33 protein-coding genes and 1 tRNA gene are annotated in these 25,122 nt (G+C 62.7%); 21 read left to right on the top strand and 13 right to left on the bottom strand.

Features of this window, described 5'->3' with window-relative positions:
• Nucleotides 1-19 precede the first annotated feature (19 nt).
• The 4 genes from rpmF to ACAty_RS04920 form a co-directional block, all read right to left on the bottom strand.
• Complete coding sequence (gene rpmF, locus ACAty_RS04935; RefSeq protein WP_004871445.1) at nt 20-205, bottom strand: 50S ribosomal protein L32; 186 nt, start codon at nt 203-205, stop codon at nt 20-22.
• On the bottom strand, nt 186-626 hold the full coding sequence (locus tag ACAty_RS04930) for a YceD family protein (protein ID WP_169737310.1): 441 nt from the start codon (nt 624-626) through the stop codon (nt 186-188). The genes rpmF and ACAty_RS04930 overlap by 20 nt, the downstream gene beginning before the upstream one ends.
• Before the next feature lie 117 nt (nt 627-743).
• Nucleotides 744-1,625 carry a YihY/virulence factor BrkB family protein gene (locus ACAty_RS04925; protein WP_004871440.1) on the bottom strand — a complete coding sequence of 294 codons (882 nt, stop codon included), beginning with the start codon at nt 1,623-1,625 and terminating at the stop codon, nt 744-746.
• The gene (locus ACAty_RS04920) at nt 1,622-2,326 is read right to left on the bottom strand and encodes a hypothetical protein (protein WP_004871438.1); all 705 of its coding nucleotides are present in this window, start codon (nt 2,324-2,326) and stop codon (nt 1,622-1,624) included. The genes ACAty_RS04925 and ACAty_RS04920 overlap by 4 nt, the downstream gene beginning before the upstream one ends.
• A gap of 237 nt (nt 2,327-2,563) precedes the next feature.
• Here ACAty_RS04920 and ACAty_RS04915 point away from each other — a divergent pair, with 237 nt between their 5' ends.
• From ACAty_RS04915 to ACAty_RS04900, 4 genes are all read left to right on the top strand, one after another.
• Nucleotides 2,564-3,181, top strand: a complete 618-nt coding sequence (locus ACAty_RS04915; protein WP_004871436.1) for a superoxide dismutase — start codon at nt 2,564-2,566, stop codon at nt 3,179-3,181.
• Between the two features lie 169 nt (nt 3,182-3,350).
• Nucleotides 3,351-4,388 (top strand): phosphoribosylformylglycinamidine cyclo-ligase, encoded by a 1,038-nt coding sequence (purM, locus tag ACAty_RS04910; protein ID WP_004871432.1) that lies wholly within the window; start codon nt 3,351-3,353, stop codon nt 4,386-4,388.
• Nucleotides 4,381-5,055 carry a phosphoribosylglycinamide formyltransferase gene (purN, locus tag ACAty_RS04905; RefSeq protein WP_004871430.1) on the top strand — a complete coding sequence of 225 codons (675 nt, stop codon included), beginning with the start codon at nt 4,381-4,383 and terminating at the stop codon, nt 5,053-5,055. Before purM ends, purN begins: the two co-directional genes overlap by 8 nt.
• Nucleotides 5,040-5,795, top strand: coding sequence for a competence/damage-inducible protein A (locus ACAty_RS04900; protein WP_004871429.1), 756 nt, complete (start codon nt 5,040-5,042; stop codon nt 5,793-5,795). The genes purN and ACAty_RS04900 overlap by 16 nt, the downstream gene beginning before the upstream one ends.
• On the opposite strand, the gene ACAty_RS04895 is transcribed toward ACAty_RS04900, so the two are convergent.
• Entirely contained in the window at nt 5,792-6,847 is a 1,056-nt protein-coding gene (locus ACAty_RS04895; RefSeq protein ID WP_038471696.1) for an ADP-ribosylglycohydrolase family protein, read from the bottom strand. The two genes, ACAty_RS04900 and ACAty_RS04895, sit on opposite strands and share 4 nt — an antisense overlap.
• Before the next feature lie 203 nt (nt 6,848-7,050).
• Between ACAty_RS04895 and ACAty_RS04890 the strand changes: the two genes are divergently transcribed.
• The gene (locus tag ACAty_RS04890) at nt 7,051-8,439 is read left to right on the top strand and encodes a dihydrolipoyl dehydrogenase (protein WP_004871425.1); all 1,389 of its coding nucleotides are present in this window, start codon (nt 7,051-7,053) and stop codon (nt 8,437-8,439) included.
• A gap of 12 nt (nt 8,440-8,451) precedes the next feature.
• Complete coding sequence (gene ppk2 / locus ACAty_RS04885; RefSeq protein WP_004871423.1) at nt 8,452-9,228, top strand: polyphosphate kinase 2; 777 nt, start codon at nt 8,452-8,454, stop codon at nt 9,226-9,228.
• 6 nt (nt 9,229-9,234) lie between these two features.
• Here ppk2 and rnr read toward each other — a convergent pair whose 3' ends face one another.
• Nucleotides 9,235-11,463, bottom strand: coding sequence for a ribonuclease R (gene rnr / locus ACAty_RS04880; protein ID WP_004871422.1), 2,229 nt, complete (start codon nt 11,461-11,463; stop codon nt 9,235-9,237).
• Between the two features lie 37 nt (nt 11,464-11,500).
• On the opposite strand from rnr, the gene ACAty_RS04875 reads away from it, so the two are divergent.
• The 10 genes from ACAty_RS04875 to ACAty_RS04830 all read left to right on the top strand — a co-directional run bounded on the left by ACAty_RS04875 (nt 11,501) and on the right by ACAty_RS04830 (nt 16,408).
• A tRNA-Leu gene (locus ACAty_RS04875) sits at nt 11,501-11,587 on the top strand.
• Between the two features lie 206 nt (nt 11,588-11,793).
• Nucleotides 11,794-12,324: an AAA family ATPase gene (locus tag ACAty_RS04870; protein WP_014002563.1), complete on the top strand. Its 531-nt coding sequence runs from the start codon at nt 11,794-11,796 to the stop codon at nt 12,322-12,324.
• Nucleotides 12,325-12,398: 74 nt separating this feature from the next.
• Complete coding sequence (locus ACAty_RS04865) at nt 12,399-12,962, top strand: HdeD family acid-resistance protein (RefSeq protein WP_004871418.1); 564 nt, start codon at nt 12,399-12,401, stop codon at nt 12,960-12,962.
• A gap of 17 nt (nt 12,963-12,979) precedes the next feature.
• Entirely contained in the window at nt 12,980-13,252 is a 273-nt protein-coding gene (locus ACAty_RS04860; protein ID WP_004871417.1) for a hypothetical protein, read from the top strand.
• A 15-nt stretch (nt 13,253-13,267) separates the two neighbouring features.
• Entirely contained in the window at nt 13,268-13,693 is a 426-nt protein-coding gene (locus ACAty_RS04855) for a phosphate-starvation-inducible PsiE family protein (protein ID WP_004871414.1), read from the top strand.
• Between the two features lie 113 nt (nt 13,694-13,806).
• Nucleotides 13,807-14,001, top strand: a complete 195-nt coding sequence (locus tag ACAty_RS04850; protein WP_049784733.1) for a hypothetical protein — start codon at nt 13,807-13,809, stop codon at nt 13,999-14,001.
• Between the two features lie 11 nt (nt 14,002-14,012).
• Nucleotides 14,013-14,222 (top strand): hypothetical protein, encoded by a 210-nt coding sequence (locus tag ACAty_RS04845; protein ID WP_004871410.1) that lies wholly within the window; start codon nt 14,013-14,015, stop codon nt 14,220-14,222.
• A gap of 116 nt (nt 14,223-14,338) precedes the next feature.
• A complete protein-coding gene (locus ACAty_RS04840) occupies nt 14,339-14,551 on the top strand; it encodes a hypothetical protein (RefSeq protein WP_004871409.1) in 213 nt (70 codons plus the stop codon).
• Complete coding sequence (locus ACAty_RS04835) at nt 14,548-14,916, top strand: DUF2237 family protein (RefSeq protein ID WP_004871407.1); 369 nt, start codon at nt 14,548-14,550, stop codon at nt 14,914-14,916. The genes ACAty_RS04840 and ACAty_RS04835 overlap by 4 nt, the downstream gene beginning before the upstream one ends.
• A complete protein-coding gene (locus ACAty_RS04830) occupies nt 14,894-16,408 on the top strand; it encodes a 3'-5' exonuclease family protein (RefSeq protein ID WP_226824499.1) in 1,515 nt (504 codons plus the stop codon). The genes ACAty_RS04835 and ACAty_RS04830 overlap by 23 nt, the downstream gene beginning before the upstream one ends.
• Here ACAty_RS04830 and ACAty_RS04825 read toward each other — a convergent pair.
• The 6 genes from ACAty_RS04825 to ACAty_RS16095 all read right to left on the bottom strand — a co-directional run bounded on the left by ACAty_RS04825 (nt 16,314) and on the right by ACAty_RS16095 (nt 19,753).
• Complete coding sequence (locus ACAty_RS04825) at nt 16,314-17,276, bottom strand: alpha/beta hydrolase (RefSeq protein ID WP_082179238.1); 963 nt, start codon at nt 17,274-17,276, stop codon at nt 16,314-16,316. The two genes, ACAty_RS04830 and ACAty_RS04825, sit on opposite strands and share 95 nt — an antisense overlap.
• Nucleotides 17,277-17,285: 9 nt before the next feature.
• The gene (nfsA, locus tag ACAty_RS04820; RefSeq protein ID WP_004871403.1) at nt 17,286-18,023 is read right to left on the bottom strand and encodes an oxygen-insensitive NADPH nitroreductase; all 738 of its coding nucleotides are present in this window, start codon (nt 18,021-18,023) and stop codon (nt 17,286-17,288) included.
• A gap of 93 nt (nt 18,024-18,116) precedes the next feature.
• Nucleotides 18,117-18,635 (bottom strand): group I truncated hemoglobin, encoded by a 519-nt coding sequence (locus ACAty_RS04815; protein ID WP_004871402.1) that lies wholly within the window; start codon nt 18,633-18,635, stop codon nt 18,117-18,119.
• A gap of 95 nt (nt 18,636-18,730) precedes the next feature.
• A complete protein-coding gene (locus ACAty_RS04810) occupies nt 18,731-19,312 on the bottom strand; it encodes an SRPBCC family protein (RefSeq protein ID WP_014002560.1) in 582 nt (193 codons plus the stop codon).
• A gap of 160 nt (nt 19,313-19,472) precedes the next feature.
• The gene (locus ACAty_RS16620; RefSeq protein ID WP_004871398.1) at nt 19,473-19,604 is read right to left on the bottom strand and encodes a hypothetical protein; all 132 of its coding nucleotides are present in this window, start codon (nt 19,602-19,604) and stop codon (nt 19,473-19,475) included.
• Nucleotides 19,601-19,753 (bottom strand): hypothetical protein, encoded by a 153-nt coding sequence (locus tag ACAty_RS16095; RefSeq protein ID WP_004871397.1) that lies wholly within the window; start codon nt 19,751-19,753, stop codon nt 19,601-19,603. Before ACAty_RS16095 ends, ACAty_RS16620 begins: the two co-directional genes overlap by 4 nt.
• Nucleotides 19,754-19,862: 109 nt before the next feature.
• On the opposite strand from ACAty_RS16095, the gene ACAty_RS04805 reads away from it, so the two are divergent.
• The 5 genes from ACAty_RS04805 (at nt 19,863) to ACAty_RS04785 (ending at nt 24,458) form a co-directional block, all read left to right on the top strand.
• Nucleotides 19,863-20,909, top strand: a complete 1,047-nt coding sequence (locus tag ACAty_RS04805) for an integrase core domain-containing protein (RefSeq protein ID WP_038471690.1) — start codon at nt 19,863-19,865, stop codon at nt 20,907-20,909.
• Between the two features lie 34 nt (nt 20,910-20,943).
• Entirely contained in the window at nt 20,944-21,558 is a 615-nt protein-coding gene (locus ACAty_RS04800; RefSeq protein WP_004871395.1) for a TetR/AcrR family transcriptional regulator, read from the top strand.
• A 98-nt stretch (nt 21,559-21,656) separates the two neighbouring features.
• The gene (locus ACAty_RS04795; RefSeq protein ID WP_004871394.1) at nt 21,657-22,385 is read left to right on the top strand and encodes a dienelactone hydrolase family protein; all 729 of its coding nucleotides are present in this window, start codon (nt 21,657-21,659) and stop codon (nt 22,383-22,385) included.
• The gene (locus tag ACAty_RS04790) at nt 22,382-23,458 is read left to right on the top strand and encodes an NADH:flavin oxidoreductase/NADH oxidase (protein WP_004871393.1); all 1,077 of its coding nucleotides are present in this window, start codon (nt 22,382-22,384) and stop codon (nt 23,456-23,458) included. Before ACAty_RS04795 ends, ACAty_RS04790 begins: the two co-directional genes overlap by 4 nt.
• Nucleotides 23,459-23,537: 79 nt before the next feature.
• Nucleotides 23,538-24,458: a DMT family transporter gene (locus ACAty_RS04785; protein ID WP_004871392.1), complete on the top strand. Its 921-nt coding sequence runs from the start codon at nt 23,538-23,540 to the stop codon at nt 24,456-24,458.
• Here the strand turns inward: ACAty_RS04785 and ACAty_RS04780 are convergent.
• Entirely contained in the window at nt 24,449-25,081 is a 633-nt protein-coding gene (locus ACAty_RS04780) for a hypothetical protein (protein ID WP_038471681.1), read from the bottom strand. The genes ACAty_RS04785 and ACAty_RS04780 overlap by 10 nt on opposite strands.
• Between the last annotated feature and the right edge of the window lie 41 nt (nt 25,082-25,122).

Genomic DNA, 25,122 nt, shown 5'->3' with positions numbered 1-25,122 from the left:
CCCTCGACGCACCGGACGATCAGGCCTCGACGGCCTTGCGCACGACTGCGCGACCCTTGTAATGACCGCACTCGGGACAGACGTGGTGCGGCAGCTTGGCAGCGCCGCAGTTGGCACAGGTGGAGCGATTCGTCGCCACCAGAAAATCGTGGGCGCGCCGCATGTTGCGCCGGGACTTGGAGGTTTTACTCTGTGGAACGGCCATCTCTAGATTCTCCAGACAAATATTCGTGTTTGAATTCCACGGGCTCTACGGTCACGCCCGATACGGGGCAGCGACCGCTGGACCACTGCTCACAGCGCGGCAGAAGCGGCAAGGAGAGGAGCACCTCCTCCTCCAACCAGTCCTGCACATCCACCACACCGCCCGCGGCAAGGACCGGCTCTGCCGCCGGGTCCACCGTTGCCGCCGCCGCTTCCGAAGCGGCCAAGGCCGTCCGTACCGGGAGCTCCGCCTGCCAAGGAAGCTCCCCCTGGCAGCGCTCGCAGCGCAGTCGCAGCGCCACCCGGATCGTCCCTGTGGCCAGCACTCCCTGCCCGCGCCGGCACAGCGAAAGATCCGCGCAGACCGCATCCACACCCACGCATACCGCCCGCAGACGCCGCCACTCGTGCACTAACGGCACACCCTGAAGGCGGTCTCCCGCTGGAGATACGCGCGAAATCATGAAACTAGCGGAGTCTGGCGCAGGCATGAGGCGGGCATATTAGCGAGAGCGTCGAAGCAAGTAAAGTGTAGCGATTTAGGCAGCCGGCGCTCTACCCTCCCGCGCGGCGGCGAGCTCGGCTCCGAAGAGCACTCCGCACCAGGCGAGAAAGAGCCACAGCAGGAAAATGGGAAAGGCGGCCAGGGCGCCGTAGAGGGATTCGAAAGTCGAAAAGCGCAGATAGAGTCCCAGCAGTAGCTTGCCCGAACTCAGCAGGAGCGCCGCCGCGAAGCCGCCCAGAAACGCGTCGCGCAGCGTGACCCGAGCCGCCGGCAGACTGAGATAGACAAGGGACAGCAGGCCCGCCTCCACCGAGAAGGCCACCAGCGCCGTGAGCCCGGTCAGGGCTTTGGGCAGGGGCCCGAACCACTGCAGCATGGCACCAATGGGACCCAGCAAGACCAGACTGGCGGCGAGCCCGAGGGGACCGAAAACCAGGATCAGGAGATAACGTAGGATCCGGCGCCAACGACTGCCGGGACTGACCCCCCAGATGGCGTTGAGGTGACGCTCGATGGCCTGTATCAAGAGAATGGCCGTCACCGCCAGACCAGCCACACCAAAATAGCCAAGCTGTGTACCCCGCGCTGCCAGCCGATCGATCTGGCGCAGCACCGTTTCTCCGACGCTGGGCATGAAGCTGCGCAACACAAGCTCATTCAGTTGGATGCGCAGGCTGTCGTCGAAACCCACCAGGTTCCAGAGGCTGAACACGACCACGGCAAAGGGCACGATACCCAGGAGGGTGGTATAGGCGAGGAGCGAGGCCCGATCGATGCAGTCGTCCAACCAGAAACCGTGGCCTGCACGCGCGAATCGCAGTGCCAGACGCTGCCACCCCGCCTGACCAGGCCGGCTCCGCAAGGCCCGCGTCACCGCCTTGCGTCGCAACATGCCGCGCCCATCGGGATCGTTCACGGCATACCTCGACTGGCAAGAAACTGGCGCAGGCGTGCCGGGCTCGGGCGCCCGTGCCGCTGCCACAGCCAGGCGGCGAACTCGTCCAGGAGGACGAGCAAGGCGCCCAGGTCCCGCGTATGATGCCGCAGAAGATGGTCGAGGAGGGCATCCGGCCAGGCCATGCCCTGGCGCGCACCTACCTGCTGCAGGATGGCCCGAATCCCGGCTTCATCGGGTACGCCGAGGGCCACAGGCACGAGGGCCGAGGCACGACTCGCCCAGTCCGGCAAAGCCCAGGCAATCTCCGCCGGCGCTTGCCGCGCTGCCAGTACCGTCGGCCGCCTCCTCTCCCGGCGGCCGTTGTAGATGCGATAAAGCCAGCTTTCCGCCTGGCGATCACCGGCCCAGGCCGCGACGTTGTCCAGGCACAGGAGTGCGGCGCTGCACCAGCATTCCTCAGCCGCTCCGCAGAGGCTCGCTGCCGAAGCCTCGGCACAGTCGAGATAGGGGTTCCAGCTGCCCCGCGCCAGTGCCAGCCACTGCAAAAGGTGAGTTTTGCCCACGGCAGCCGGACCGTGGACAAAGGCTCCCTCGCCATCGCCAAGCTCCGTCAACACCGCCAAAGCCTCCTGGCGATCCAGGGGTAGGAAGGGCCACACCGGAATGTCGCCTAGCTGTCCCAGGGGCAAGAGCAATTGTTCGGCTGCGGCGCTGGTCATTCTCTCGGCGTCTCCGCGACGCCCGGGTCCTTCGGACTGGGTCTGTTCTTCCTGTCGGGCATGAGGTCGCTACCATTCCGCCTGCACCAAAGGCAGTGTACCAAAGCATGGTAGGCCGCGCAGCCCAGCAACCGTCTGGCAACGGATGTGGTTATCGTTTGCAGGGCCTGCGCCCCCCGTCTACAATTTGCAGCGAAAGCAGCAACATTCCCATGACCGTGACAGGAGATGAAGGCAATGTCCGAATACACTGTGCGTGAAGAGCTCAAGCCAAGTGGTCTGGATGGTATCAGTGACGATCAGATCAACGATCACTGGGGTTTGTACAAAGGCTACGTAACCCAGAGCAACGCCCTGCACAAGGAACTCGAGGAGATGCGCGCCGCCGGCAAGACCGGGACGCTCGCCTATGCCGACCGTCGCCGTCGCTTCGGTTTCGAATACAACGGCATGGTTCTGCACGAGTATTACTTTGCCCAGCTCAAGCCAGGCACCACCATGGACCAGGCACCGCACTTCAAGGCAGCGGTGGCCGAGCAGTTCGGCAGCGCTGACGCCTGGCACGAAGACCTGATGTCTGCAGCCAAAAGCCGCGCCATCGGCTGGGCTATCTGTTACTACGACGGCACCACCGGGCAGATCAACAACCACTTCATCCAGCTGCACGAGGATGGCAACATCGGCGGCTTCGTTCCCCTCGTGGTGGTGGACGTCTGGGAACACGCCTACATGGTGGACTGGAAGGCCCTGGGTCGGCCCGATTATCTGGCGTCCCTGCACAAGAACATCAACTGGCCCGTGGTCGAGGCGCGCTACCAGGCGGCCAAGAGCGGACAGATCTTCAAGCGGTTCTGAGGGCTCGGACCGGCAGCACCCGGTCCGGAATGGCCAAGACACGGCAAGAGGCGGCGACTGCCGCCTCTTTTTTTGGAAACCGCCGCTTCGGCCGTCTCTTTGCGCATTGGGTTTTTGACAGCCACGGCGGCGCTGCTTACCATCCCGGCTAATCATCGAGGACGCAGCCGTGGACCAGCCAACCCCCCTTTCCTATAAAGACGCCGGAGTCGATATCGAGGCCGCCAATGCCCTGGTGGATCGGATCAAAGGTCTGGCGGTCGCCACCCACAGGCCTGAGGTCATCGGCGGCATTGGCGGCTTTGGTGGGCTCTTCGCGCTGCCCCAAGGCTACCGCGAACCGGTACTGGTTTCCGGCACCGATGGAGTCGGCACCAAACTTCTCCTGGCACTGGAGGCGCAGCGGCACGAGGGCATCGGTATCGATCTCGTCGCCATGTGCGTCAACGACATCCTGGTCAGTGGCGCCGAGCCGCTCTGGTTCCTGGATTACTACGCCTGCAGCAAGCTGGATCCGCAGGTTGCAGCGACGGTCATCACCGGCATCGCCGAGGGCTGTCGTCAGGCCGGCTGTGCCCTCCTGGGGGGCGAGACGGCGGAAATGCCGGGCATGTATCCCAATGAACATTACGATCTCGCCGGTTTTGCCGTGGGAATCGTCGAGCGCAGCGCGATTCTGGACGGCAGCCGTTGCGGCCTGGGCGATGCCGTCATCGGTATCGCTTCATCCGGCCCGCACAGCAATGGTTTCTCCCTTATCCGGGAGATCCTGGTGCGGGCCGGGGCGCACCGCCACCTGCAGATCGAGGGAGAGAACCTACTGGATCTCCTGCTCCGGCCCACCCGCATTTATGTGCGCAGCGTCCAAGCCCTACGCCGGGAAGTTCCGGTACACGCCCTGGCCCACATCACCGGCGGCGGCCTGGACGAAAACCTGCCACGATCGCTTCCAGCAGGCCTTGCGGCAGTCATCGATCCGAGGGCCCGGCCGTGGCCGGCGATCTTCCATTGGTTGCAGGAGCAGGGGCAGGTAGAACTGCACGAGATGCGGCGCGTCTTCAATCTCGGCATCGGCATGGTAGCCATCGTCCCCTGGGCGGAACGCGAGCGCGCCCTGGCCTGTCTGGCGGCGGCAGGCGAACAGGCTTGGGTCATCGGACGCCTGCAGGAGCGCGGGGAGTCGGCCGGGGTGGTCTATCTTGACTGACCGCCTGGTCGTACTGATTTCTGGGCGCGGCAGCAATCTTCAGGCAATTCAGGACGCCTGCGCCCGTGGCCAGATCCCGGGCCGTATAGTCGGGGTCATCAGCAATCGACCCGAAGCCGCAGGATTGGAAATTGCCCGTCGTGCTGGACTCACCACCCAGGTGGTGGATCACCGCCTGTTCTCCAGCCGAGAAGACTTCGAGATCGCATTGAGCGAGGCCATTGCCAAGTGGTCCAGCGACTGGATCGTGCTGGCCGGCTTCATGCGTGCCTTCACCCCAGGCTTCGTCGACCGGCATCGTGGGCGTCTCGTCAATATCCACCCTTCCCTGCTGCCCGCCTTCACCGGTCTGCACACCCACCGTCGTGCCCTGCAGGCGGGCGTGTGCTGGCACGGGGCTACCGTGCATTTCGTCACCGCCGAACTGGACGGTGGGCCCATCATCGCCCAGGCGGCAGTACCCGTAGCCCCCGAAGACGACGAGGCAACGCTTGCCGGCAAGGTGCTGGCGGCAGAACATCGCCTGTATCCCCAGGCTCTTGCCTGGCTCTGCCGAGGGCAGCTGGTTCTGGATGGCGAAAGCCTGCGCTGGCGGGAGTTCCCACCCATGCGTGAGCGATGTCTTTTGGCAACCCACTCGGAGGACAGCGCATGCGCGCCGAGATAGGTCTGCTCATCATCGGCAGTGAGATCCTGCTGGGCAAGCGCCAGGACCGGCACTTCCCACGCAGCCGCGAGCAACTGTTGGAGCGCGGTTACGATGTCGCCTACTGCCTCATCGTTCCAGATCGCTGGGAACTGCTCCTGAGCCAGTTGTGCTGGGCCTTTGCTGCGGAGATCCCCTTTTTCTCCTTTGGCGGGCTGGGCGCCACTCCCGACGATCTGACCCGCGCCTGTGCCGCCGCAGCCACGGGGCGCAGCCTGAGCCGCCACCCTGAAGCCGATGCCATCATCCGCCGGCGCTTCGGTGCCGAAGCGGAGCCCATCCGCATCCGCATGGCCGACCTACCCGAGGGAGCAGCCCTCATTCCCAACCCCATCAACGAGATCCCGGGGTTTTCCGTGGCCGGCGGATACTTTTTCCCCGGCTTCCCGCAAATGGCCGAACCCATGAGCCAGTGGGTTCTGGAACGCTACTTTCCACCTCGGGCGACGCAGGCGGAGGGACGGGTGCTGCTGGACGCCGTTCGCGAAAGCGATCTCGTCCTCTGGATGGAGGACTTCTGCCGCGCCCATCCCGACCTCGAATTCTCCAGCCTGCCGAGCTTCCGCGATGGCCACAGCCGTATCGAACTTGGCATCCGCGGACCCGCCGCGGCCCTGGAACCGGCCTGGCCCACACTGCTGGAGGCACTGCGCGGGCGTGGCTTGAAACTGGAGATTCTTCTCGCCCCGCGCAGGCCCTAGCTGGCGAGCGCCGCCAGCTCGCGCGCCATCGCCAGGTAGCGTTCGCTCCCGCGCAATCCGCGCACGAAGCGCTCAGGGATCCCGGCAAGACCAACCTGCGCCCCCATGAGCGCCCCGGTAAGCATGGCGCGGGAAAGGTTCTGGCCGCCGCCGTTGACGGCATGCAGTACCGCTCCCTCGAAGTCACCGGGGAAACGTGCCGTCAGGTAGTACACCGCGGGCAGCTGGTGGTAGATGGCGCAGGGCATACCGTAGACGAGGCTTGCCTTCCAGGCGGGTTCGATGACGATGGCGGGATCAGCGGCCGCAAGGGCAATGGTGCCGGGGGTCAGCAGTGCGTCGGGAGAGGGCAGTTCACCGGGCCGCAACGGGCGCTCGTCCTGCGGCAAGGCCGCCAGATCTCCGCCCGTGACCGTATGGAAAGGCAGCTCGCCAGCCTGCACCGCCGCCATGAGTCGCTGGGAGATCCGCGCATCAAAGGGCTCGCCACGCAGAAGCAAGGCGAGGACACTGGCGTAGGCGAGACTCATGGCAAGCACCGTAACGTCTTTCTGGGTCAGGGCGATGTGTGCAAGCACAGCCTTGGCCATTTCGGAAAGATCCCGGTGCAGCAGCGCCACCAGAGGGATGACCCGCTCGACGCCCTCAGTGGTGTCGGCAAAGCCCGCACACTCGCCCCAGGGGCGCCCCTCGACGACGCGTTTGCGCCAGGCCTCACGAATGGACTGGCTGGTGTAGCCGCCAGGCCCCTGCCGCGGGCTCCCATCCAACTCGGGGAAAAGCAGCTCGTCGAGACGGCGAGTGAAGTCTGCCTCGTCGTAGCCCTTTTGCGCAAGTACGGATTCCATGAGCAGCACCAGCAACCAGCCGCTTTGGGAACACTCGCCGGCTTCGAGACCGTCGTGGTAGTGACCCGGGGCCGGGCGGCGATAATCCCTCACCCAATCGCCGCAGACCCGACGCATGGTGGGAAGGTCGTAGTACCAATGACAACCCGTAGCCAGGGCATCGCCAATCAGGGCACCCAGGATGGCTCCTACCGTTCTTTCCATGGCTCCCCCCGTACGCCGCGCCAGATATCTGCATGGGATGCTAACACATTTCATTCCCCTGGCACGTTTTTGCGCCACCATCGGCACAGCGGCCATCGGGAAACCGCCGTTCTGCGCTCGGGGGGTCACACGAGCCATCATAAAAAGAGCGCCAGATCTCAAACTTGCTATACTCAGTCGAGGCACGACAAAGGAGGACTGGCATGGCAGACACCGAGGTAGATCTCCTGACCATTGGCGCCGGCGGCGGCGCCTATCCTGCGGCCTTTCGCCTGGCCAGGGCGGGCGCCCGGGTGGTGATGGTCGACCCCAAGGGCGTCATGAGTGGAAACTGTCTGTATGAGGGCTGCGTGCCCTCCAAGGCCGTCCGGGAGACGGCGGCACTTTACCTCGATCAGGAAAAGTTCCAGCACCTGGGTCTGCCGGGGAGGATCTGCCCGGATTACGCCGCCGTCGTTGCCCACAAAGACGCGGTACAGAACCGCCGCTACGCGCAGCATGCCGCCGAATTGGCTGCCGTACCCGATCTCCGCCTCATTCAGGGTGTGGCGCGCTTCATCGATGCGCACACCGTGCAGGTGCACGGCGAACGGGGAGATGAGCGCTTTCACTGCCGCCACATCATCATCGCCAGCGGCTCCGAGGTCTTCGTGCCGCCTCTGCCCGGCGCCGAACTGGCCCTGACCAGCCACGACCTCTACAAGCCCGACCCGACACTGAAAAATCTGCCCGCCCACCTGGTCATCATCGGCGGTGGCTATATTGGCCTGGAGACGGCCAGCTTTTTCGCCGCCCTGGGCAGCCAGGTCACCCTGCTGCAAAAAGGCGGTCAGGTGCTCCAGGGCATGGACCCGGGGATGGTGGACCAATTGGTTCCCCTCCTGCATCCGCGTATCCATCTGATGATGGGAGTCGAGGTGGAATCCCTGGAGGCAACGGCCGCTGGCAAGCGCATAGTTCACTACCGGCGTGATGGCATGAGTGCCCAGATCCATGCCGACGTGGTGGTCCTGGCCGTGGGCCGGCGCCCGGTGCTGCCGGAGGGGCTGGACGGTCTCGGAATCGTTGTGGACCGGCACGGAATATCCGTGGGTCCTGACCTGCGCACGCAGCATCCTCACATCTACGCCTGCGGCGATGTCAACGGTCGCGTGCCGCTCTTTCATGCCGCGGTGCGCCAGTCGCTGGTGGCGGCACATAACATACTCGGCGGCGACGTCCCCATGGACTATGCCGATTTCGTCAACGTCCCCACCACCATCTTCACCCTTCCGGCGGCGGCCAGTATCGGCATCACACCGGCCCGGGCCAAGGCCGCCAATATCGAGCTCGTGACCGGTCACTACGCCTTTGCCGAGGACTCCCGCGCCCAGATCCTGGAGCGCATGGACGGAGAGATCCGCCTGTTCTTTGAGCCCGGCAGTTTGCGTCTGGTGGGAGCCTGGGTCGTGGGCATAGACGCCGGCCACTTGATCGGGGAGATCGGCATGGCCATCCAGGGCGGGCTCAGCGCTTATGACCTGGCGCGCTTTGCCGATCAGCACCCCATGAGTGCCGAGGGTATCGGCAAGGCCGCCCGCAGTCTCTTCTGAAAGGATCTGCCCATGAACCACTCTGTCGACAAGGCCCAGAACCAGTACAAGGCAACCCTACACCTCCTCCAGATCGAGCTGGTCAAACTGCAACGGCACATCATCAAGCGTGGCGAGCGCATCCTGTTGATCCTGGAGGGGCGCGACGGGGCCGGCAAGGACAGCACCATCAAACGCATCATCGCCCACCTGAGCCCCCGGGAAACGCGCGTGGTGGCCCTCCCCAAACCCTCGGACCGCGAGCAGACGGAGTGGTATTTCCAGCGTTACGTCGCGCATTTGCCGGCAGCGGCGGAATTCGTGATCTTCAATCGCAGCTGGTACAACCGTGCCGGTGTAGAAAAGGTCATGGGTTTTTGTAGCGACCGCGATTACGAGGAATTCTTTGCGGAAGTGAACGATTTCGAGTCCATGCTCACCCGCTCGGGTATCCTTCTGCGCAAATACTATCTGGACATCACCAAAAAAGAGCAAAAAGCTCGACTGGCGGCGCGTCGTGACGATCCCCTGAAGCAATGGAAAATCAGCCCCATCGATGAACAGGCCCTAAAGCACTGGAAGGACTACAGCGAGGCCCGCAACGTCATGTTCGCCCGCAGTCACACCCATCTGTGCCCATGGACTATCGTCCACAGCGACGAAAAGAAAACGGCCCGGATACAACTGATCAAGGATTTTTTGAGTCGTCTTGAGTATGCGGACAAGGATATCGATCTTCTTGCGCCAGATCGTGAGGTCGTCTTTGACTACGACCCGGCCTACCTCAAGAATGACATGATCGCCCCCTGACAGGACTCAATGCCGCCGGCGCCGCTTGCGCCCACCCTCCCCCTCGGGGGGGACACGCTCGAACTCGATCTTGCGCTCGTCGAGGTTGACCTGCACCAGGCGCACGGGGATCTCCCCGCCCAGCTGAAAGCTCTCCTTACTGCGGTCGCCGACGATGCGGTAGTGCTGGGCGTCGAAGTGATAGTAGTCCTCGCCCAGGGTGCTGATGTGTACCAGGCCCTCGACATACACTTCCCGCAGGGCAACGAAGAGCCCAAAGCCCGTAACCCCGGTGATGATCCCCGTGAAGGTCTGCCCCACCTTATCCAGCATGAACTCGCACTTGAGCCACTGCACCGCTTCCCGGCTGGCTTCATCGGCGCGGCGCTCCGTCATCGAGCAGTGTTGCCCCAGTTCCTTCAATTCGGCCACGCTGAGCCAACGGGGTTCGCGCCCCTCTGCGGCGCTGTCCAAAAGCTCCTGGATCCCACGGTGGACGATGAGGTCCGGATAGCGGCGGATGGGGGAGGTGAAGTGGGTGTAGGCCGGGAAGGCCAGACCGAAGTGCATGCTGGTATCGACGGTGTAGAAGGCCTGAGAAAGACTGCGCAGGATCACCGTCTGGATGAGGCTGGCATCGGCCCGATCGCGGGTCTCCTCGATGACCCGGGCAAGATCGGCACTGCGTGGTCGGGCCGGAATACGCACCGGCACGCCCAGTTCGCCCAGGAATCGCCGCAGATCCTCGATCTTGTCGACGTTGGGCTCCGGGTGTACCCGATAGAGCATGGGGAGTTCGTGGATGCGGAAGAACTGCGCCGCACAGACGTTGGCGGCCAGCATGCACTCCTCGATCATGCGATGGGCGACATTGCGCTGCAGCGGCACGATGTTTTCGATCCGGCCCTGCTCGTTGTAGACGATGCGCGTTTCCTGGGTATCGAACTCGATGGTACCCCGCGCCTCCCGCGCCCTGGCCAGCGCCTCGTAGAGACGTTGCAGGGTTTCCAGATGCGGTACGAGCTCTGCCTCCCGCTCCCGCAGGTCCGAGTCGCCACCCAGGATGGCAGCGACCTCGTCGTAGGTGAAGCGGCGCTGGGAGCGCATCACGGCCCGGGCGAAACGGAACTGCTCCAGATTACCCTGGGCGTCCAGCTCCATCTCGCAGACCATGCACAGGCGATCCACCTGGGGGTTCAGAGAACACAGGCCGTTGGAGAGCACCTCCGGCAACATGGGAATCACCCGCCGCGGAAAATAGACCGAATTCCCGCGCTTGCGCGCCTCCTCGTCTAGGGCACTGCCGGGGCGGACATAGGTCGCCACATCGGCGATGGCGACAAACAGGCGAAAACCGCCTTCCTCGCGGGTTTCGGCATAGACGGCGTCATCGAAATCCTTGGCATCGGCGCCATCGATGGTCACCAGCGGCAGATGGCGCAGGTCGCGTCGTCCTTCCTTCATGGATTCCGGTACCTGTGGCTGAAACCCGGCACTTTCCGCCTCCACGGCCGCTGGCCACTGGAAGGGCAGCCCGTAGCTGCGCACGGCAATTTCCACTTCCATGCCGGGGGCCATGTGTTCGCCCAGGATCTCCACCACACGCCCCTCGGGCAGGTTCCGACCGTCGGGATATTTGGTAATCTCGAGGATGACGATCTGCCCATGTACGGGCTGCAATTCCTCACTGGGCACCACGGCGAATTCCTGAGGAATGCGGCGATCTTCGGGAATCACATAGTGCACCGAGGTATCGGCAAAATACCGGCCCACCACCTGGGTCAGGGCGCGTTCGAGGATGCGCACCACCGCGCCTTCCAGGCGTCCCCGCCGATCTTCGCCCACGATCCGCCCCAAGACGACGTCGCCGTGAAAGACCTTGCGCATCTCCCGCGGCGACAGGAAAAGGTCCTTGTCGCCGTTATCGGGCACCAGGAATCCGAATCCATCGGGATGGGCACTGACGGTACCACGGATGAGCTCCATGGACTCGACTATGCCGTAGGCACCCCGGCGGTTGCGCACCAGCTGACCATCCCGCTCCATGGCCCGCAGGCGGCGGCGGAAAGCCTCCTGATCCTCCTCGGCGATCTCCAATTCGTCGATGAGGTCTTCCAGGCGCGCTGGCTGCCCAAGATTCTCGAGGTAGCTCAGAATGAATTCCCGACTGACGATGGGACGTTCGTATTTTTCCTTTTCCCGCTCATACATGGGATCGCGTGCAGCGAGCGGCGTGTCGGTTTCAGACTCCGGCATTGACAAAAGCTCCTCGATAAAAGATGATTCCGTCCACGCCGAGGTGGCGGAATTGGTAGACGCGCTAGGTTCAGGTCCTAGTGGGCGAAAGCCTGTGCTGGTTCGAATCCAGTCCTCGGTACCACACTCCCTTGTGGGACAGTTCTCGCGGTAGCATCAGGGTCTCTTCCCTCGCTTCAACTGGCGGTATCTTGCGGGATGCGGCAGTTTTTGTCCATGGCCCGCAGTAACGGCCCCGGACGGCGGCACTGCGGAAAACGTGCTCCACGATGAGGTGCCCTCCCCAGACTTCAGGTTGCGGCAAGTCCGCGAAACGGGTAGATGCAGGCAATGAATGCGGATGTCTTGGCTATTTTTACCGTAGGCACCAGTGCTTCCGGAAAGTCGTCCTGGGCACAGACCCAGTGCACACGTTACCCTGAACTCAAAATCCGCATCATTGAAAGGGATCGCCTGCGCCAGGAGGTTTTCGCGGCGGATAACCGTGCGGATTTTTCCTGGAGCCAGTGGGATCCTGCCAAAGAGGAACAGGTACAGCGGCTCTGGGAAGAGGCCCTGCGCCAGGCTCTGGACCAGGATGTGCTGATTCTTGCCGACACGCACCTCGACCCCAAAAGACTCGAAGAAGAATCCGCTTGGCTTGCCAGTCTTGGGGTGCGCGACATGGCCATCCAGTATTTTGCATCGGAACCTCTGGTGGAATTGATTCGGCGAGATCAGGGCCGACCCCATCCCGTGGGCGCTGCGGTGCTGCGCGAGCAGATCCAGAAAATGCAACCCGAGGAACGCTATTGGGAGGCCCTGGAAGCAGGTCAGCAACGCATCCTTCGCCAGAGCAAGGATTCGGTCAAAGCGACTTGAGGCGCAGTGATCTGGCGGACGTCCAGGGCGCCTGTGCTAGACTGTCACAAGGGCCACTGCATAAGGATCCCGTCATGGATTGGAAAACGCCACCGGACTTCAAAACCGTCATCGAGACGGAGCAAAAGATGCTTGGTAAGTTTTTGACACCCGTAGCCATCTTTCTCATCCTGCTCGGCTTTTTGGGTATCGTCAGCCCCCTCTTCCTGTCTGCCCTCACGGACGGACTCATTGCCGCCGTACTGATTCTTGGCGGCGCTGCCTGGCTCGCGCACAGTTTCGAGCTGCGCTCCCAGAATTTGGGCGACTGGCTGCGGCCTCTGCTGCTGCTGGCTACCGGAGCCATCATGGTGGCACTGCCCCACGCCGGTATCGCCAGTATCGGTTTGTTGTTCATCCTGTATTTTCTCATCGATGCCTACCGAAATTTCAACCGTCCGCGCTCGCTCGACGGTCTTGGGCGTGGCTGGTTCTATTTCAGTGGCGTGGTAGATATTGCCATCGCCTTCCTCTTCATCGTCACCTGGCCACAGGGATCCTTGATTCTGGTGGGTATTTTCGTCGGCGTGAATCTCATATTCGACGGTATCGTGCTGCTGATGCTCCGCCGCGCCCTACCGCCATCCAAACCCCTCTGATATCCCAAGGACAACTCATGTTTGCTCTCAAAGTGCTCTTTCCCGACAGGGATGCTGCCCGTGACGCCTTGGCACGCCTGCGCAGCGCTCTGGAAGCGCCGCGATCCGGGCCTGCCGAGTATTATGAGGTCCTGGAACAGATCCTCGCCGAAGGATGCCCGTTGGAGCACGCCATCTATGCCGAAAAGGATGTGGTGGCCTGCACCATTCGCGGTCTGGACGAGACTCGGGCCGCCATGGCGGAAGCGGCATTCCTGGATGCCGGAGCACTGGAAGTCATCGCCGAATAAGCACAGGCACGGCACGTGTATCGCCCCTGGTTCAGTCGTCTGCTGCAAAAGCTGAACGATCTCATCCACCTTTTCATTGCCCTGGCTTTGGCAGGAGCAAGCATTCTGGTCATCGTTCAGTTTGGCAAGGATGTATGGCACGGCCTGCACGCGCACAACCTCACCCTGGCCTTTCTTCATGCCCTGGGGACGCTCTTCATTCTGTGGGTACTATCCTCCCTCATCGGCGCAGAAACGACCTACCTGCGCGATGGCACCATTCCACTGACCGTGTTCGTCGAAGTGGCGCTCATCACGCTCCTGCGTCAACTCATCCTCATCCCCGTGGAAGGAGATACCGGGCACAGCGGAGCCTGGCAGGGTCTCGGTTTTTACTGGATGATCATCGCCGCCGTCCTGGTCGTGGGTATCGCCTATTATCTGGTATCCCGACGCAATTAAAGACATCGATACAAAAGCCTTGAACCCAGCCAGCGCGGGGGATATATCCAGCGGTGGAACCCAATGGATTTTTCATGGTCAAAAAATTCAGTGAGAAACTTTGGGAGGCCGATATGAACAAGGTATTCAGCAATCAATACGTAATCCGCTTGGAACTCGACAAAAAGGATCTCGCGAAGATTGTGGAACCCATAGTCAAGAAAGCCGACCAATTTGGCAAGGCGACCTTGGATATGGCCTACCTTCTTGCGGAACAGGACTATCGTATGGACGATAATTTTCGTCAACCCAAGAATGTGTTCAATTGAGGAGTACGAGCATGAAAATTCTGGAAGAGAAAAAATCCTCCGTCGTGCTGGAACTCAGTGTGGAAGAAGCCGAGGCCATCGCCGCCGATCTGCGGGAAAATGCTGCCCTCGTTGGCGCCGGCGGTGCGGAGCTGCTGAAACTGCTGCCGCAGGCGCAGCAAGCCCACTCGGTTACGATGCGTTATGAGTGGATCGGGCCGGAGGATGTGCGCGGACATTGACGGGCGCTGTGGCGTCGTGCCTGGTGGTGCTGCTGCGGCCCGCGCCAGCCCTTGAGCCCGATGCGTCTTGGGGTTAGGCTGGAGCTTTCCGTCGTCCGATGGGAGTGCCTGACCCCGTGAAGAAATTCCTTCGTGCCCTCCTGTTGCTCCTCGGTCTCTTTCTGATATTTGCCGGTCTGCTCTTTTTTCTGCAGGGTTCCGGGATGTTTCCGTATCCGCGCAGCAGTTTCATGATCAACAAGACCGACTGGGAGATCCGTGGAGCCCCCATTCTCGCCTTGGGGGCCGCCGTGCTCATCCTCCGTAGTCTTTGGCGGCCACGACCATGAGCGAGAATGTTCTGGGCACCGCCCTGCTCGCCTGCGGTTTTGCGCCGAAGACTGGCTTCTACCGCGATGGTTTTTGCCGCGCCGGGCGCGAGGACGGCGGTATGCACGGCGTCTGTGCCGTAGTCACCGAGGCATTCCTGACCTTTTCTCGAGACCGCGGCAACGACCTCATCACACCCCGGCCACAGTGGGACTTCCCGGGCCTGCAACCGGGCGACCACTGGTGTCTGTGCGCCCTGCGCTGGAAGGAAGCCCTCCTGGCGGGCTGCGCCCCTCCCGTCGTGCTGGAGGCGACGGATGCCGTTTGTCTGAAGGTACTGAATCGCGACGACCTGCTCGCCCATGCCTGGGCAGCACGCCAGTAACTCCGTTGCCGAGGGCACCCTGCCCTCACCGCTCTCAAGCGCGACCGCGACGGCACTGAGGGATTTGGCGCAAGAACTCGACACCACCCTCGCCTTCATCGATCTCGAGAATACCGGCGGTCACCTGGAGCGCGACCGCATCATCGAGGTGGGCATAATCCTCGTGGCGCCGGCCGGTGAACCCGAGGTCTGGTCCACTCTGATCAACCCAGAAATACGCCTCAGCCCCGCGATATCGACGCTGACGGGCATCGACCCAGCCGACCTCGCCCATGCGCCGACCTTCGCGCAGGTAGCCGAGCCTCTGCGGGAAAAGCTTGCGGGTCGGTTGCTTATCGCCCACGACGCCCGCACCGATCTCGCTTTCCTGCGTCAGGAATGGCGTCGTCTGGGACAGGTCTTCACCGCGGATGTCCTCTGCACCCTTCGGCTTTCGCGTAGCCTCTTTCCCGACGAAAAGCGCCACGGTTTGGATGCCATCATCGAGCGTCTGCAACTGCACAGCGCTGGGCGCCACCGGGCCCTGACCGATGCCCGCACTGTGGCGATTTTTCTGGCCCGGCTCTATTCGGAACAACCCGCGCGGCTCCTCGAGGCCTGTCGCCAGCAGTGGCAACGCCCAGCCCTGCCCGGCAGTCTCGATGCGCAAACGCTGGATGCCCTGCCCGACCGCCCTGGCGTCTACCTCTGCTACGACGAGGCCGACAGCCTGCTCTACGTGGGCAAGAGTATCCGTCTGCGTGAACGGGTCTGGGATCACTTCTATGCGGCTACTAGCCAGCAGCGGGAAATGCGTCTCGTGCAGCAGATCCGACGTCTGGAGTGGATCGAGACGCCGACGGAACTCTCGGCCCTGCTGTTGGAGGCGCGCCTCATCAAGGAACGGCAGCCCATCCTCAATCGCCGCCTGCGTCGGCGGGAAAACCTCTTCACCATCGCCTGGGAGGGTATCGAACGTGGTTCGCCGCGGATCGTCCCCCTCCGCGATTGCGATGGTGGCGAACTCTACGGCAGTTTTGCCAACGCCTACCGGGCGCGCCAGAGTCTGCGCCGCCTGGCTCGGCGCCACGGCCTATGCCTGAAGGCCCTGGGACTGGAAAAACCCACGAGCGGGCCTTGCTTCGCCCACCAGCTCAAGCAGTGCCGGGGGGCCTGCTGTGGCGCGGAGAGCCGCCTGCTCCACGACCTGCGTCTGTCTGCGGCCCTGCGCCATCTGCGCATCGAGCATTGGCCATGGGATGGCCCCATGGTCCTGGTGGAGGAGGGAGGTGGACAACGCCTTTACCACCTACTCTGGCAGTGGATCCATTGCGGTTACCGTGCCGACCCCGCGGATCTGGCAACCCTTTGGGAGAGGCGCGAGGGCGAGTTCGACATGGATATCTACCGTATCTGCTTCAACGCCCTGAGCCGGAATCGCGGGACCTGGATGCCACTGGCGCAGCTGCTGTCGCCGTCCGGACCCCAGACGACTGCGACTCCTGGGCGATGAACCGCAGCACATCCTGACGCACCGGGGCCATCCAGCGCAGGGTTCGGGCAAAAGCGCCGATGAGGGTTTGGTGCCCCACCCCGGTGTAGATACGCTCCACCCCCGGAGTCCCCGCCCCTCGCAAAAGGGTGGCAAGACCCTCGGTATTGCGCTTTGGGTCTACCAGGTGATCGTGGCGGGCAGCGCCGAGGAAGACGGGGACCTGCGAGTCGTCGCCGACAAAGTCCACGGGCTGACTGCGGGCGGGATAGTCCGGGTGGTGGAAAATCGGGCGGACATTCCGATAGGTGATGGGGTAGAAATCGTAAGGACCGGCAAGACCAATCCAGCCGCGCAAGCTGGCGGGAGATAGTCCACGCGCGCCGAGCCAGCGCGGGTCCAAGGCCAGCATAGCGGCATTGTAAGCACCGGCACTGTGGCCCATGAGAAAGACGTTCTGCGGATTTCCCCCGTAACGGTGGATGTGCTGGAACACCCAGGCTACGGCCCGCGCATTATCTTCGAGAAAGCTCGGATAGGTCACCTCGGGGTAGAGGCGGTAATCGGGGATTACCGTGAGCACACCTGCGGACGCCAGGGCTTCGCCCAGGAAACGGTACTCCTCGCGCCGGCCGCTGTTCCAGGAGCCACCATACAGAAAAACCACCACGGGCTCACCGGCCATGGCGGGGCCACTTGGCTGGTAGATGTCCAGTCGCTCCCGCTCACCCGAACCATAGGCCACCGCCGCATCGAGAACGAAACTCCGCTGCGGCGTCAGTGCGTTGAGGGCACCCACGGGCGAGCACGCCGCGAGGAGCAACGCATAAACAGAAAACAGCGGCGGCCACCAGCGCCGTCTTCGCCGAAAGACCGGCGATTCATCCATGAGGTGGTATCATCGCAGCAGGAATCCACGCTCCTTCAAGAAGGCAGCCATGTGTGGGCGCGCCTCGCGACCGGCGAGTGCCGCAATCTCGCGACTCCAGCTGCTGTCCTTGCGGTGGTCCGAGCGCGATCCATAGTAGGCCTGCATGGTCGCATCGTACTCGGCGATGAGCTCCGCGTCGTGCTCCTCGCTGTAGCGATTTTCCTGGAGTACCGCGCCCAGGGGCAATCTCGGCTTGACCTCCACGGTCTGGTCGGGATAACCGATGCACAAACCAAAAAGGGGATACACCTGCTCCGGCAGCGCCAGCAGTGCGGAGATTTCCGCCGGATGATTACGAACCGCGCCGATATAGCAACAGCCGAGTCCCTGGGACTCTGCGGCAACGACGCAGTTCTGTCCGCACAGCGCCGTATCGACGGTAGCAATGATGAAGTGCTCCGTCATTCCGGGGACGAAGGGCGGGCCGATGCGATCGCAGACCTTCTGGGCCCGGCGCAGATCCGCACAGAACACCAGAAAAACCGGCGCAAGGCGCACGTACTCCTGTTGCCCCGCAAGCTCAGCCAGGGTATCGCGCAGGCTGGCGTCGGTGACGTTGATGATGCGGTAGGCCTGGATATTGCTGGAACTCGCAGCCTGCTGACCACAACGGACGATGGTCTCCAGCAGACCATCGGGAAGTGGGTCGGGCCGGAAACGGCGGATAGATCGGTGAGACTGCAGTAAGGCCAGAACATCGGTCATGGAATCCTCGCATGGCGACAGGGACAGGGGCGCCCCTAGGATAGGGACAGCCGGATTCCCTGTCACCCGCCGCTACCGTAACGGCGCGACGTCTTAGCCCAAAGGCCCTTTGGCCGTGACGATCTGGGGCTCCATGGCAGCCAACTGCCGCAGCAGGTAGTTCTGGGCGGCGATGGGGATACCTCGCTCGTCCATCGCGTCGATCATATCCTGCGCGAGATAGTTGAAGGCGGCCGTGGTAACCTGCAAACCGCGATGCGACTGATCCATGCTCTGCCCCGTGTAGGTGCAGGGGCCGCCCACAATCTCACAGACCTGCTGGGTCAGCTCGTACTTGAGGTGCGGAATATTGGTCTTGGCAAAGTAGACATTGATATGCGGATCGGCGGCCACCTTGCTCACGAAGGTATCGATGAGGGCCTTGACTCCTTCCACGCCGCCGAATTCAGCGATGTAGTTCTTTATGGGCAGTTTGATGTCGGCTTTCTGGATGGACTCGGGGGTGGCGTGGCTGTCCGCCGCAGCGGCAACGCCGACATTCAGGGCAAAGACCGAGGCAACAGCAAAAGCGAGATACGGCTTCAAGTTAGGATAACGACTCTCTTTCGACATAACACACTCCACGATCAGGAAGGAAGGAAACGTGGGCAATCGCATGCTGCCCACCCACACTACGACAGCGGCAGACTTTTGGATGTAGGCGCCCGTCACCCAAACCGCAGCATTTCCGCGCGTAAGGCCTCCATCTGCCCGCGGATGTAGCGAGCCACGAGATTCTGGGCAAGACCCATGGGCACCAGGGTCTGGGGTTCCAGTGTGGCGCGATACTCCACCACGCTGCCGTCGGCCGACGCGCGGACCTCGGCCTGCCCGCGGATCGCCATGCTCCCTCCGGTACTGTGAAAGCGCACCGCTCGATCCGACAGCCGATGCACGGACATCACCACAAAGGTGGGGATACGTAACCACAGGAGTTTGATGGACCCTTCCTGGAGTACCGACTCGTGCGCTCCGTCACGCCACAGCACCTGGCTTTTGTGCATCTGCGGGATGAACTGCGCCATATGCCCGTAATCCGTCATCACCGCAAAGGCTCGAGCTGGCGTCACCGCTACCGGGAATACCGCATATACCGCGAAGCCATCGGCAACCCGCTGTACCTCAACCTGCAGATTCCCCTCGTCTACCCCCAGAGCCTGCGCCGAAAAGGCCAACAAGAGCAGCGCCAACCACAACACGCTAGCCCTGTATCGCAGCAAACGCACACCGCCACCGCGTTCCGCAGCCACAGCTCACCTCCTGAACACACTCCAGCGACTATGGACGGTGGCCACACGCATTTTTTGCAAGCGTTGGAAGACGCCTGGATCCAGTTCTTAATAAGAGGTCATTGTTAATACGCAAAAAACGGGGGTTGGGATGCGTTGAATAGGGTAGCCTTGGCGACGATCAGCGCAGCCACCACAGCAATAACAGCAATAGCGCGCTGCCGATGGTGACGGCACCGCTGATCAGGGCGACGCCGAGAATTCTGCGTGCCTGCACGTACTCGCTCTGGGGTGATTGCTCTTTATCGCTCACGGTGTCGGCTCCCGCGCCTCTTCAAAGGCACAGACCCAAATGTCACGCCCGAGTTCCCGCGTCGGTAGCCGATATCCCTCCTCCCGGTCCAGACTGTTGGGAGAACGAAGGCTCAGGGCGTAAGCACCACTCCGACGGAAATCGTCCACGTATCCGGATGCTCGCCTCTGCGAACAGCGGAGCGGTAGGAACAGATCTCCGCGCAGGCGTGCATAAGTTCACAAACCTTTGGCACTTCTTTGGCGAGGGAGGAGTGCCATGCAGGTTCAACATGTCGGGTACCGGATCCGAGGGTTTTACCGGGTAGCGGGCTTGGGGCATCGTTGGGAGATGACTCCGAAAGATGCGCAAGAGCGACTCAGAATTGTACAGTTCTGGGACAAACACGGTTTGGTGGCCGCCTGCGATGCCTTTGGGGTGTCCCGAAGGACGCTCTATCGGTGGCGAGCGGCCTTGAAGGCCGAAGGCGGCAATCCCGCCGCCCTGGCCAGCCAGTCCAGCGCGCCCAAACGCCGACGCAGCCCCAAGACCGACCCCAGGCTGGTAGCGGAAATTCGGCGGCTACGTACCCTTCACCCCAATCTCGGCAAGGACAAGCTGCACGTCCTGCTGCGCCCCTGGTGTGCGGAGAAGGGTATCGCGCTGCCATCGGTGTCCACCCTCGGCAGAATCATCGCCCGTGCACCGGATAAAATGCGCCACAGCCCCGCGCGCCTCGATGCCCGTGGTCGCCCCAAGCCTGTGCGGCGTTCTCGCAAGCCGCGCAAGCCCAAGGGGGTGGCCACCACTGCCTTGCAGTGCCTGGCGGTGGACACTATCGAGCGGGTTCGCGACGGGCTGAAACGCTACCTCGTCACCTTCATCGATCCAGCCAGCGCCTTTGCCTTGGCCGTCGCTTTACCCAGCAAAGCCACACGCCACACCCAGGCGGCCCTCGCCGCCGTCCTGGATCTGCTCCCGCAAAAGCCCCAGGTGCTGCTCTCCGACAACGGCTCCGAGTTTGAGGCGGGCTTCGCCCAAACCCTCACGGAACAGCAGATCGCCCGTTGGTATACCTACCCCAAGACCCCAAAAATGAATGCCCATGCCGAACGCTTCAATCGCACCATCCAGGAATCCTTCGTCGACTACCACGAAGACCTGCTCTTCACCGACCTCGCCCGCTTCAACCAAAAACTCGCCGAGTGGCTCGTCTTCTACAACGCCGAACGACCACACCATCGACTCGGCCAACAACCACCGCTATCCTTCCTCCTGCAACATCAGCCCCAGTGCCAAAGGTGGTGGACGCATACAAGGTCTTGACGAAATACCGATTGGTCGGTATTTTGATCAGACCATGGTGGACACACTGAGAAAATCTCGTAATCCGGAGCAGACGCGCAACGACCTGCTCGCAGCAGCCTACGCTGAGATACTGGAATGCGGCTTTCAGGCGGCAAGTCTGGAGCGCATCCTGGCCAAGACCTCTGTGAGCAAGGGCGCGCTGTACCACCACTTCGGCACCAAGCAGGAACTTGGCCTTGCGGTGGTGCACGACGTAATCGCTCCCGATCTGGCAAGACGCTGGTTTGCGCCCCTCAGCGAGGGCGATGACCCTCTGGAGCAACTGGACAAAATCCTCTGCGACAAGATCGCCAGCGCGGACGAACGGGTTTTGCGCTACGGCTGCCCCCTCAACAACCTGATTCAAGAAATGAGCCCGCTGGACGAGCAATTTCGCCAAGCCCTGCAGGTGATCCTCGAGCGCTGGACGGAGGTGCTTGCCCAAGCCCTGGCACGCGGTCAGGAGGCGGGTCACGTGCGTGGCGATGTCGTCGCCGCTGAGGCGGCCCTGTTCATCGTTGCCGGAGTCGAGGGTTGCGTCGGTCTTGGCAAAAATGCCCAGTCGGTGGATGCGTACCGGCGCTGCCTTGGGCAGCTCCGCCTGTACCTGGGCTCCTTGCGTCCCTGAGTCCTGGATTCGAGCCCTCTCCAGAGACTTTACGAAAGTACCGATCGGTCGGTAGGATAATGGTGTCGCCCACCCCGTGAATAGCAACAGGAGATTCCATGTCTGCAATACAATCCGAGTGGCTGGAACTGAACCCTTCGCTTCGCGCCTGGTACGCGCGCCCCACGAATCCTGGACCGCACCCCGCGGTACTCGTATTCATCGAGGCCTTTGGCGTGAACGAGCATTTTCGAGAGCTGGCAGAGCGCCTCGCCAAGGCCGGTTACTGCGCCATCGTGCCCGACATCTATCACGGCAAGGTCTATGAATACACGGACTTCGACGGCGCCATCGGGCACCTGCGCACGCTCAAGGACGACCAGGTCATGGCGGAAGCCCAAACCACCGTGGCGAGTGTACTCCAGCGTCCTGAGGTACGTGGTCCAAAGGTCGGTGTGCTGGGCTTTTGTATGGGTGGGCGCTATGCCTTCCTCGCCAATGCCCAGCTCGCTGAGCGCGTGGCGGCGACCGTAGCTTTTTACGGCGGCGGTATCGCCCCGGATAAAGACCCTGCCGGACGTCCGCCGCTCCTGGGTCACGTGAACCAGATGCAGGCTCCCCTGCTCCTGCTCTACGGCGCCGAGGACAGCTCCATTACCCCGGAAGAGCATGGCCGCATCGCTGCGGCCCTGAGCACCGCCAAGAAGCGTTATACGCTCACGGTCTTTCCGGAGGCCCCGCACGGCTTCTTCAGTGACCGCCGCGACAGCTACCGCGCCGGACCGGCGCAGGAGGGCTGGGAAATGACCCTGGCGCATCTCGGGCGCGGCTTGGGAGTGCAGGCGTGACCCAGCGTCTGTTCACCCCCTGGACACTGCGTTCCGTCACCTTACGCAACCGGATCGTAATGGCCCCCATGTGCCAGTATTCGACTCCCGATGGCGTCGCCGGAGACTGGCACCGGGTGCACCTGGGCAGTCGTGCCGTGGGCGGAGCAGGCCTCATTTTGGTGGAGGCATCGGCGGTAAGTCCGGAAGGTCGCATATCGCCACAAGATCTGGGCATCTGGAACGATGTCCAGGCCGACGCCCTGGCGCCCATCGTTCGCTTTTTGCAGGAGCAAGGTGCCGTTGCCGGCATACAGATCGCCCATGCGGGCCGCAAGGCCTCGACGGCAGCCCCCTTCCATGGAGGTCAACCCATCCCACCCGAGGCGGAACTGGGCTGGCAGCCGGTAGCCCCCAGTGCATTGGCCTTCAGCCCTTCCCACACCATCCCCCGTCCCCTCAGCACAGAGGATATGGAGCGGGTGAAGGCGGACTTCGTGGCGGCCGCCCGGCGTGCGCACCGGGCCGGCTTTCAGGTGCTGGAACTGCACATGGCCCATGGCTATCTCCTGCACAGTTTCCTCTCCCCCATCAGCAACCGACGGGACGACGCTTACGGCGGCGATTTTTCCGGACGTGTGCGCTTTCCGCTGGAGGTGGCGACCGCGGTACGCGCCGTCTGGCCCGAGGAGCTCCCCCTCTGGGTGCGCATATCGGCCACGGATTGGGTGGAGGGAGGCTGGGATCTGGAGCAGTCCATCGCCTTCAGTCGGGAACTCCAGGCCTGCGGCGTGGATGTCGTACACTGCAGTAGCGGCGGCCTGACTCCAGACGCGAAAATCCCCGCTGGCCCCGGCTTCCAGACGCCCTTCGCCGCAGCCATCCGTCGGGCCGTCGGCATTCCTACCGTCGCCGTCGGCCTCATCACTGAGGCCATGCAGGCAGAGCACATTCTCGTCACGGAACAGGCGGACGCCGTGGCTCTGGCGCGGGAACTGCTGCGTAATCCATACTGGCCCTTGCAGGCGGCCGCACGGTTGGGCGTCGACTGGCCGTGGCCGGCTGCCTACGATCGCGCCAAAGTGCATCATTAGGCTATTCTAAGATACGGGAGAGGCCACCGTAGCGGCGCGGTGGTCTTTCCCGATCTTTTTTGGCCGCCCGCGGACTTTCATGCGCACTCACTCCCCGACCCCTGCTCCCTGGCTTCCCCTTGCCGCCATCGTCACCATTGCCCTGATCTGGGGCTACAACTGGGTGGTCATGAAGGTAGCCATAGAGGACTGCCCACCCCTGATCTTTGCGGCACTACGCGTGGCCCTGGGGGCGGTCGTGCTCCTCCCCTTGCTACTGCTCCTGAAACGTCCCCTGCGGCGACCTCCCCTACGCTACGTCCTGCCCTTTGGCCTGCTGCAGAGCACAGGCTTTGTGGGTTTCACCCTCTGGGCCCTGGAATATGGCGGCGCGGGAAAGACGGCCATCCTCGTGTACATGATGCCCATCTGGCTCATGCTGCTGGCTTGGCCACTTTTGGGGGAGCGTCTGCACGGACTGCATTGGCCAGCGCTCCTTCTGGCGCTACTGGGGCTCTTGTGCATATTGAGCCCGTGGGATTTTCATGGCGCCTGGCAAGGACCGGCCTTTGCGCTGTTATCGGGCCTACTGTGGGCGGGGGCCGCCATCTGGCAAAAACGCCACATGCCACCGGGCCAGGATCTCCTCAACGCGACTTTCTGGCAGACGGCCTTGGGCGCCGTCGGTCTCATTGTCGTAAGCCTTTGGATAGACCCCCTGCGTATCCAGTGGAGCCCGCTCTTCACCGCCGCCCTAGTCTACAATGTCATACCGGGTACGGCCATTGCCTACCTGCTTTGGGCCTATGCCCTCAAGCATCTACCGTCGGGGGTAGCCGGCATGGCCATGCTGCTGGCGCCGCTCATCGGCGTCCTCGCGGCCTGGTGGCAGCTGGACGAGGTACCGGGCGGCTGGGAAAGCCTGGGCATGATCGCCATCTTCATCGCCCTCAGTCTGGTAAGTTGGCAGCACCTTCGTCCAACGCCCAGTCCAGAGGTTTTACCGACACCTCAGGAATAAGCGGGCAGTGATGCCTCGGAATCCAGCAAACGTTGCAACTGCTGGGCGTTGACCCGCTGTAGAGGCTTACCGTCCACCGCCGATGCCGGACGGCGCCGATCCTCGTCGGGAGCAAAGATGACCAGACGCAATTTTGCCCCCCCACGGGTCATGCGGATCTGGGGATACTCCTGGGGCGCTTCGTCGCCGAAATGCAGCCGCTGCCAGCCCTCTTCATAGGCCACCTGCTGATCCATGAGAAAAAAGATGACGCTCTCCGGGGTATCGGCAAAGAGATGCAGAACGATGGCGCTATGGCGCGTGGCCGTGCCGTTGAGTACCGCACCTGCCAGCAAGGGACGAAAATCCTTGAGCCAGACCATGGCCTCCAGCGCAACCTCCCGAAGGCGGCGCAGTTCGAGGGGTTGGGATTCGCCGTGAAACAGCTGCAACCGCGCCTTGAGTTCGGCCTGGATCTCCGAGTTGCTGGGCCAATCTTGCTGGGTGCTGCCGCTACCCAGGCGGCGGGCCGCCTTCTCCTTGGCAAAGCGGTAGTCCGCAATGCCCTCCTCCGCCATGATCCGCGCCGACTCGACAGCCAGAAGGCGACGCAACCGAGAGGGTTGGGATGATGACTTGGCCATGGGATCCTCGTCGTTGTGAAAAGAGCGGTTAGTGCTTAAGA

It is taken from the genome of Acidithiobacillus caldus ATCC 51756, assembly GCF_000175575.2.
Lineage (GTDB): Bacteria > Pseudomonadota > Gammaproteobacteria > Acidithiobacillales > Acidithiobacillaceae > Acidithiobacillus_A > Acidithiobacillus_A caldus.
Note: the sequence above shows the minus strand (reverse complement) of the source record. Positions and strands in the feature narration are given on the sequence as shown.

Bases quoted from the DNA above. Each gene is read 5' to 3' on its own strand.
- rpmF (WP_004871445.1), bottom strand. From the start codon at position 205: ATGGCCGTTCCACAGAGTAAAACCTCCAAGTCCCGGCGCAACATGCGG.
- ACAty_RS04920 (WP_004871438.1), bottom strand. From the start codon at position 2,326: ATGACCAGCGCCGCAGCCGAACAATTGCTCTTGCCCCTGGGACAGCTA.
- ACAty_RS04915 (WP_004871436.1), top strand. From the start codon at position 2,564: ATGTCCGAATACACTGTGCGTGAAGAGCTCAAGCCAAGTGGTCTGGAT.
- ACAty_RS04900 (WP_004871429.1), top strand. From the start codon at position 5,040: ATGCGCGCCGAGATAGGTCTGCTCATCATCGGCAGTGAGATCCTGCTG.
- ACAty_RS04895 (WP_038471696.1), bottom strand. From the start codon at position 6,847: ATGGAAAGAACGGTAGGAGCCATCCTGGGTGCCCTGATTGGCGATGCC.
- ACAty_RS04890 (WP_004871425.1), top strand. From the start codon at position 7,051: ATGGCAGACACCGAGGTAGATCTCCTGACCATTGGCGCCGGCGGCGGC.
- ppk2 (WP_004871423.1), top strand. From the start codon at position 8,452: ATGAACCACTCTGTCGACAAGGCCCAGAACCAGTACAAGGCAACCCTA.
- rnr (WP_004871422.1), bottom strand. From the start codon at position 11,463: ATGCCGGAGTCTGAAACCGACACGCCGCTCGCTGCACGCGATCCCATG.
- ACAty_RS04870 (WP_014002563.1), top strand. From the start codon at position 11,794: ATGAATGCGGATGTCTTGGCTATTTTTACCGTAGGCACCAGTGCTTCC.
- ACAty_RS04865 (WP_004871418.1), top strand. From the start codon at position 12,399: ATGGATTGGAAAACGCCACCGGACTTCAAAACCGTCATCGAGACGGAG.
- ACAty_RS04860 (WP_004871417.1), top strand. From the start codon at position 12,980: ATGTTTGCTCTCAAAGTGCTCTTTCCCGACAGGGATGCTGCCCGTGAC.
- ACAty_RS04850 (WP_049784733.1), top strand. From the start codon at position 13,807: ATGAACAAGGTATTCAGCAATCAATACGTAATCCGCTTGGAACTCGAC.
- ACAty_RS04845 (WP_004871410.1), top strand. From the start codon at position 14,013: ATGAAAATTCTGGAAGAGAAAAAATCCTCCGTCGTGCTGGAACTCAGT.
- ACAty_RS04835 (WP_004871407.1), top strand. From the start codon at position 14,548: ATGAGCGAGAATGTTCTGGGCACCGCCCTGCTCGCCTGCGGTTTTGCG.
- ACAty_RS04830 (WP_226824499.1), top strand. From the start codon at position 14,894: ATGCCTGGGCAGCACGCCAGTAACTCCGTTGCCGAGGGCACCCTGCCC.
- ACAty_RS04825 (WP_082179238.1), bottom strand. From the start codon at position 17,276: ATGGATGAATCGCCGGTCTTTCGGCGAAGACGGCGCTGGTGGCCGCCG.
- nfsA (WP_004871403.1), bottom strand. From the start codon at position 18,023: ATGACCGATGTTCTGGCCTTACTGCAGTCTCACCGATCTATCCGCCGT.
- ACAty_RS04815 (WP_004871402.1), bottom strand. From the start codon at position 18,635: ATGTCGAAAGAGAGTCGTTATCCTAACTTGAAGCCGTATCTCGCTTTT.
- ACAty_RS04805 (WP_038471690.1), top strand. From the start codon at position 19,863: ATGCAGGTTCAACATGTCGGGTACCGGATCCGAGGGTTTTACCGGGTA.
- ACAty_RS04800 (WP_004871395.1), top strand. From the start codon at position 20,944: ATGGTGGACACACTGAGAAAATCTCGTAATCCGGAGCAGACGCGCAAC.
- ACAty_RS04795 (WP_004871394.1), top strand. From the start codon at position 21,657: ATGTCTGCAATACAATCCGAGTGGCTGGAACTGAACCCTTCGCTTCGC.
- ACAty_RS04785 (WP_004871392.1), top strand. From the start codon at position 23,538: ATGCGCACTCACTCCCCGACCCCTGCTCCCTGGCTTCCCCTTGCCGCC.
- ACAty_RS04780 (WP_038471681.1), bottom strand. From the start codon at position 25,081: ATGGCCAAGTCATCATCCCAACCCTCTCGGTTGCGTCGCCTTCTGGCT.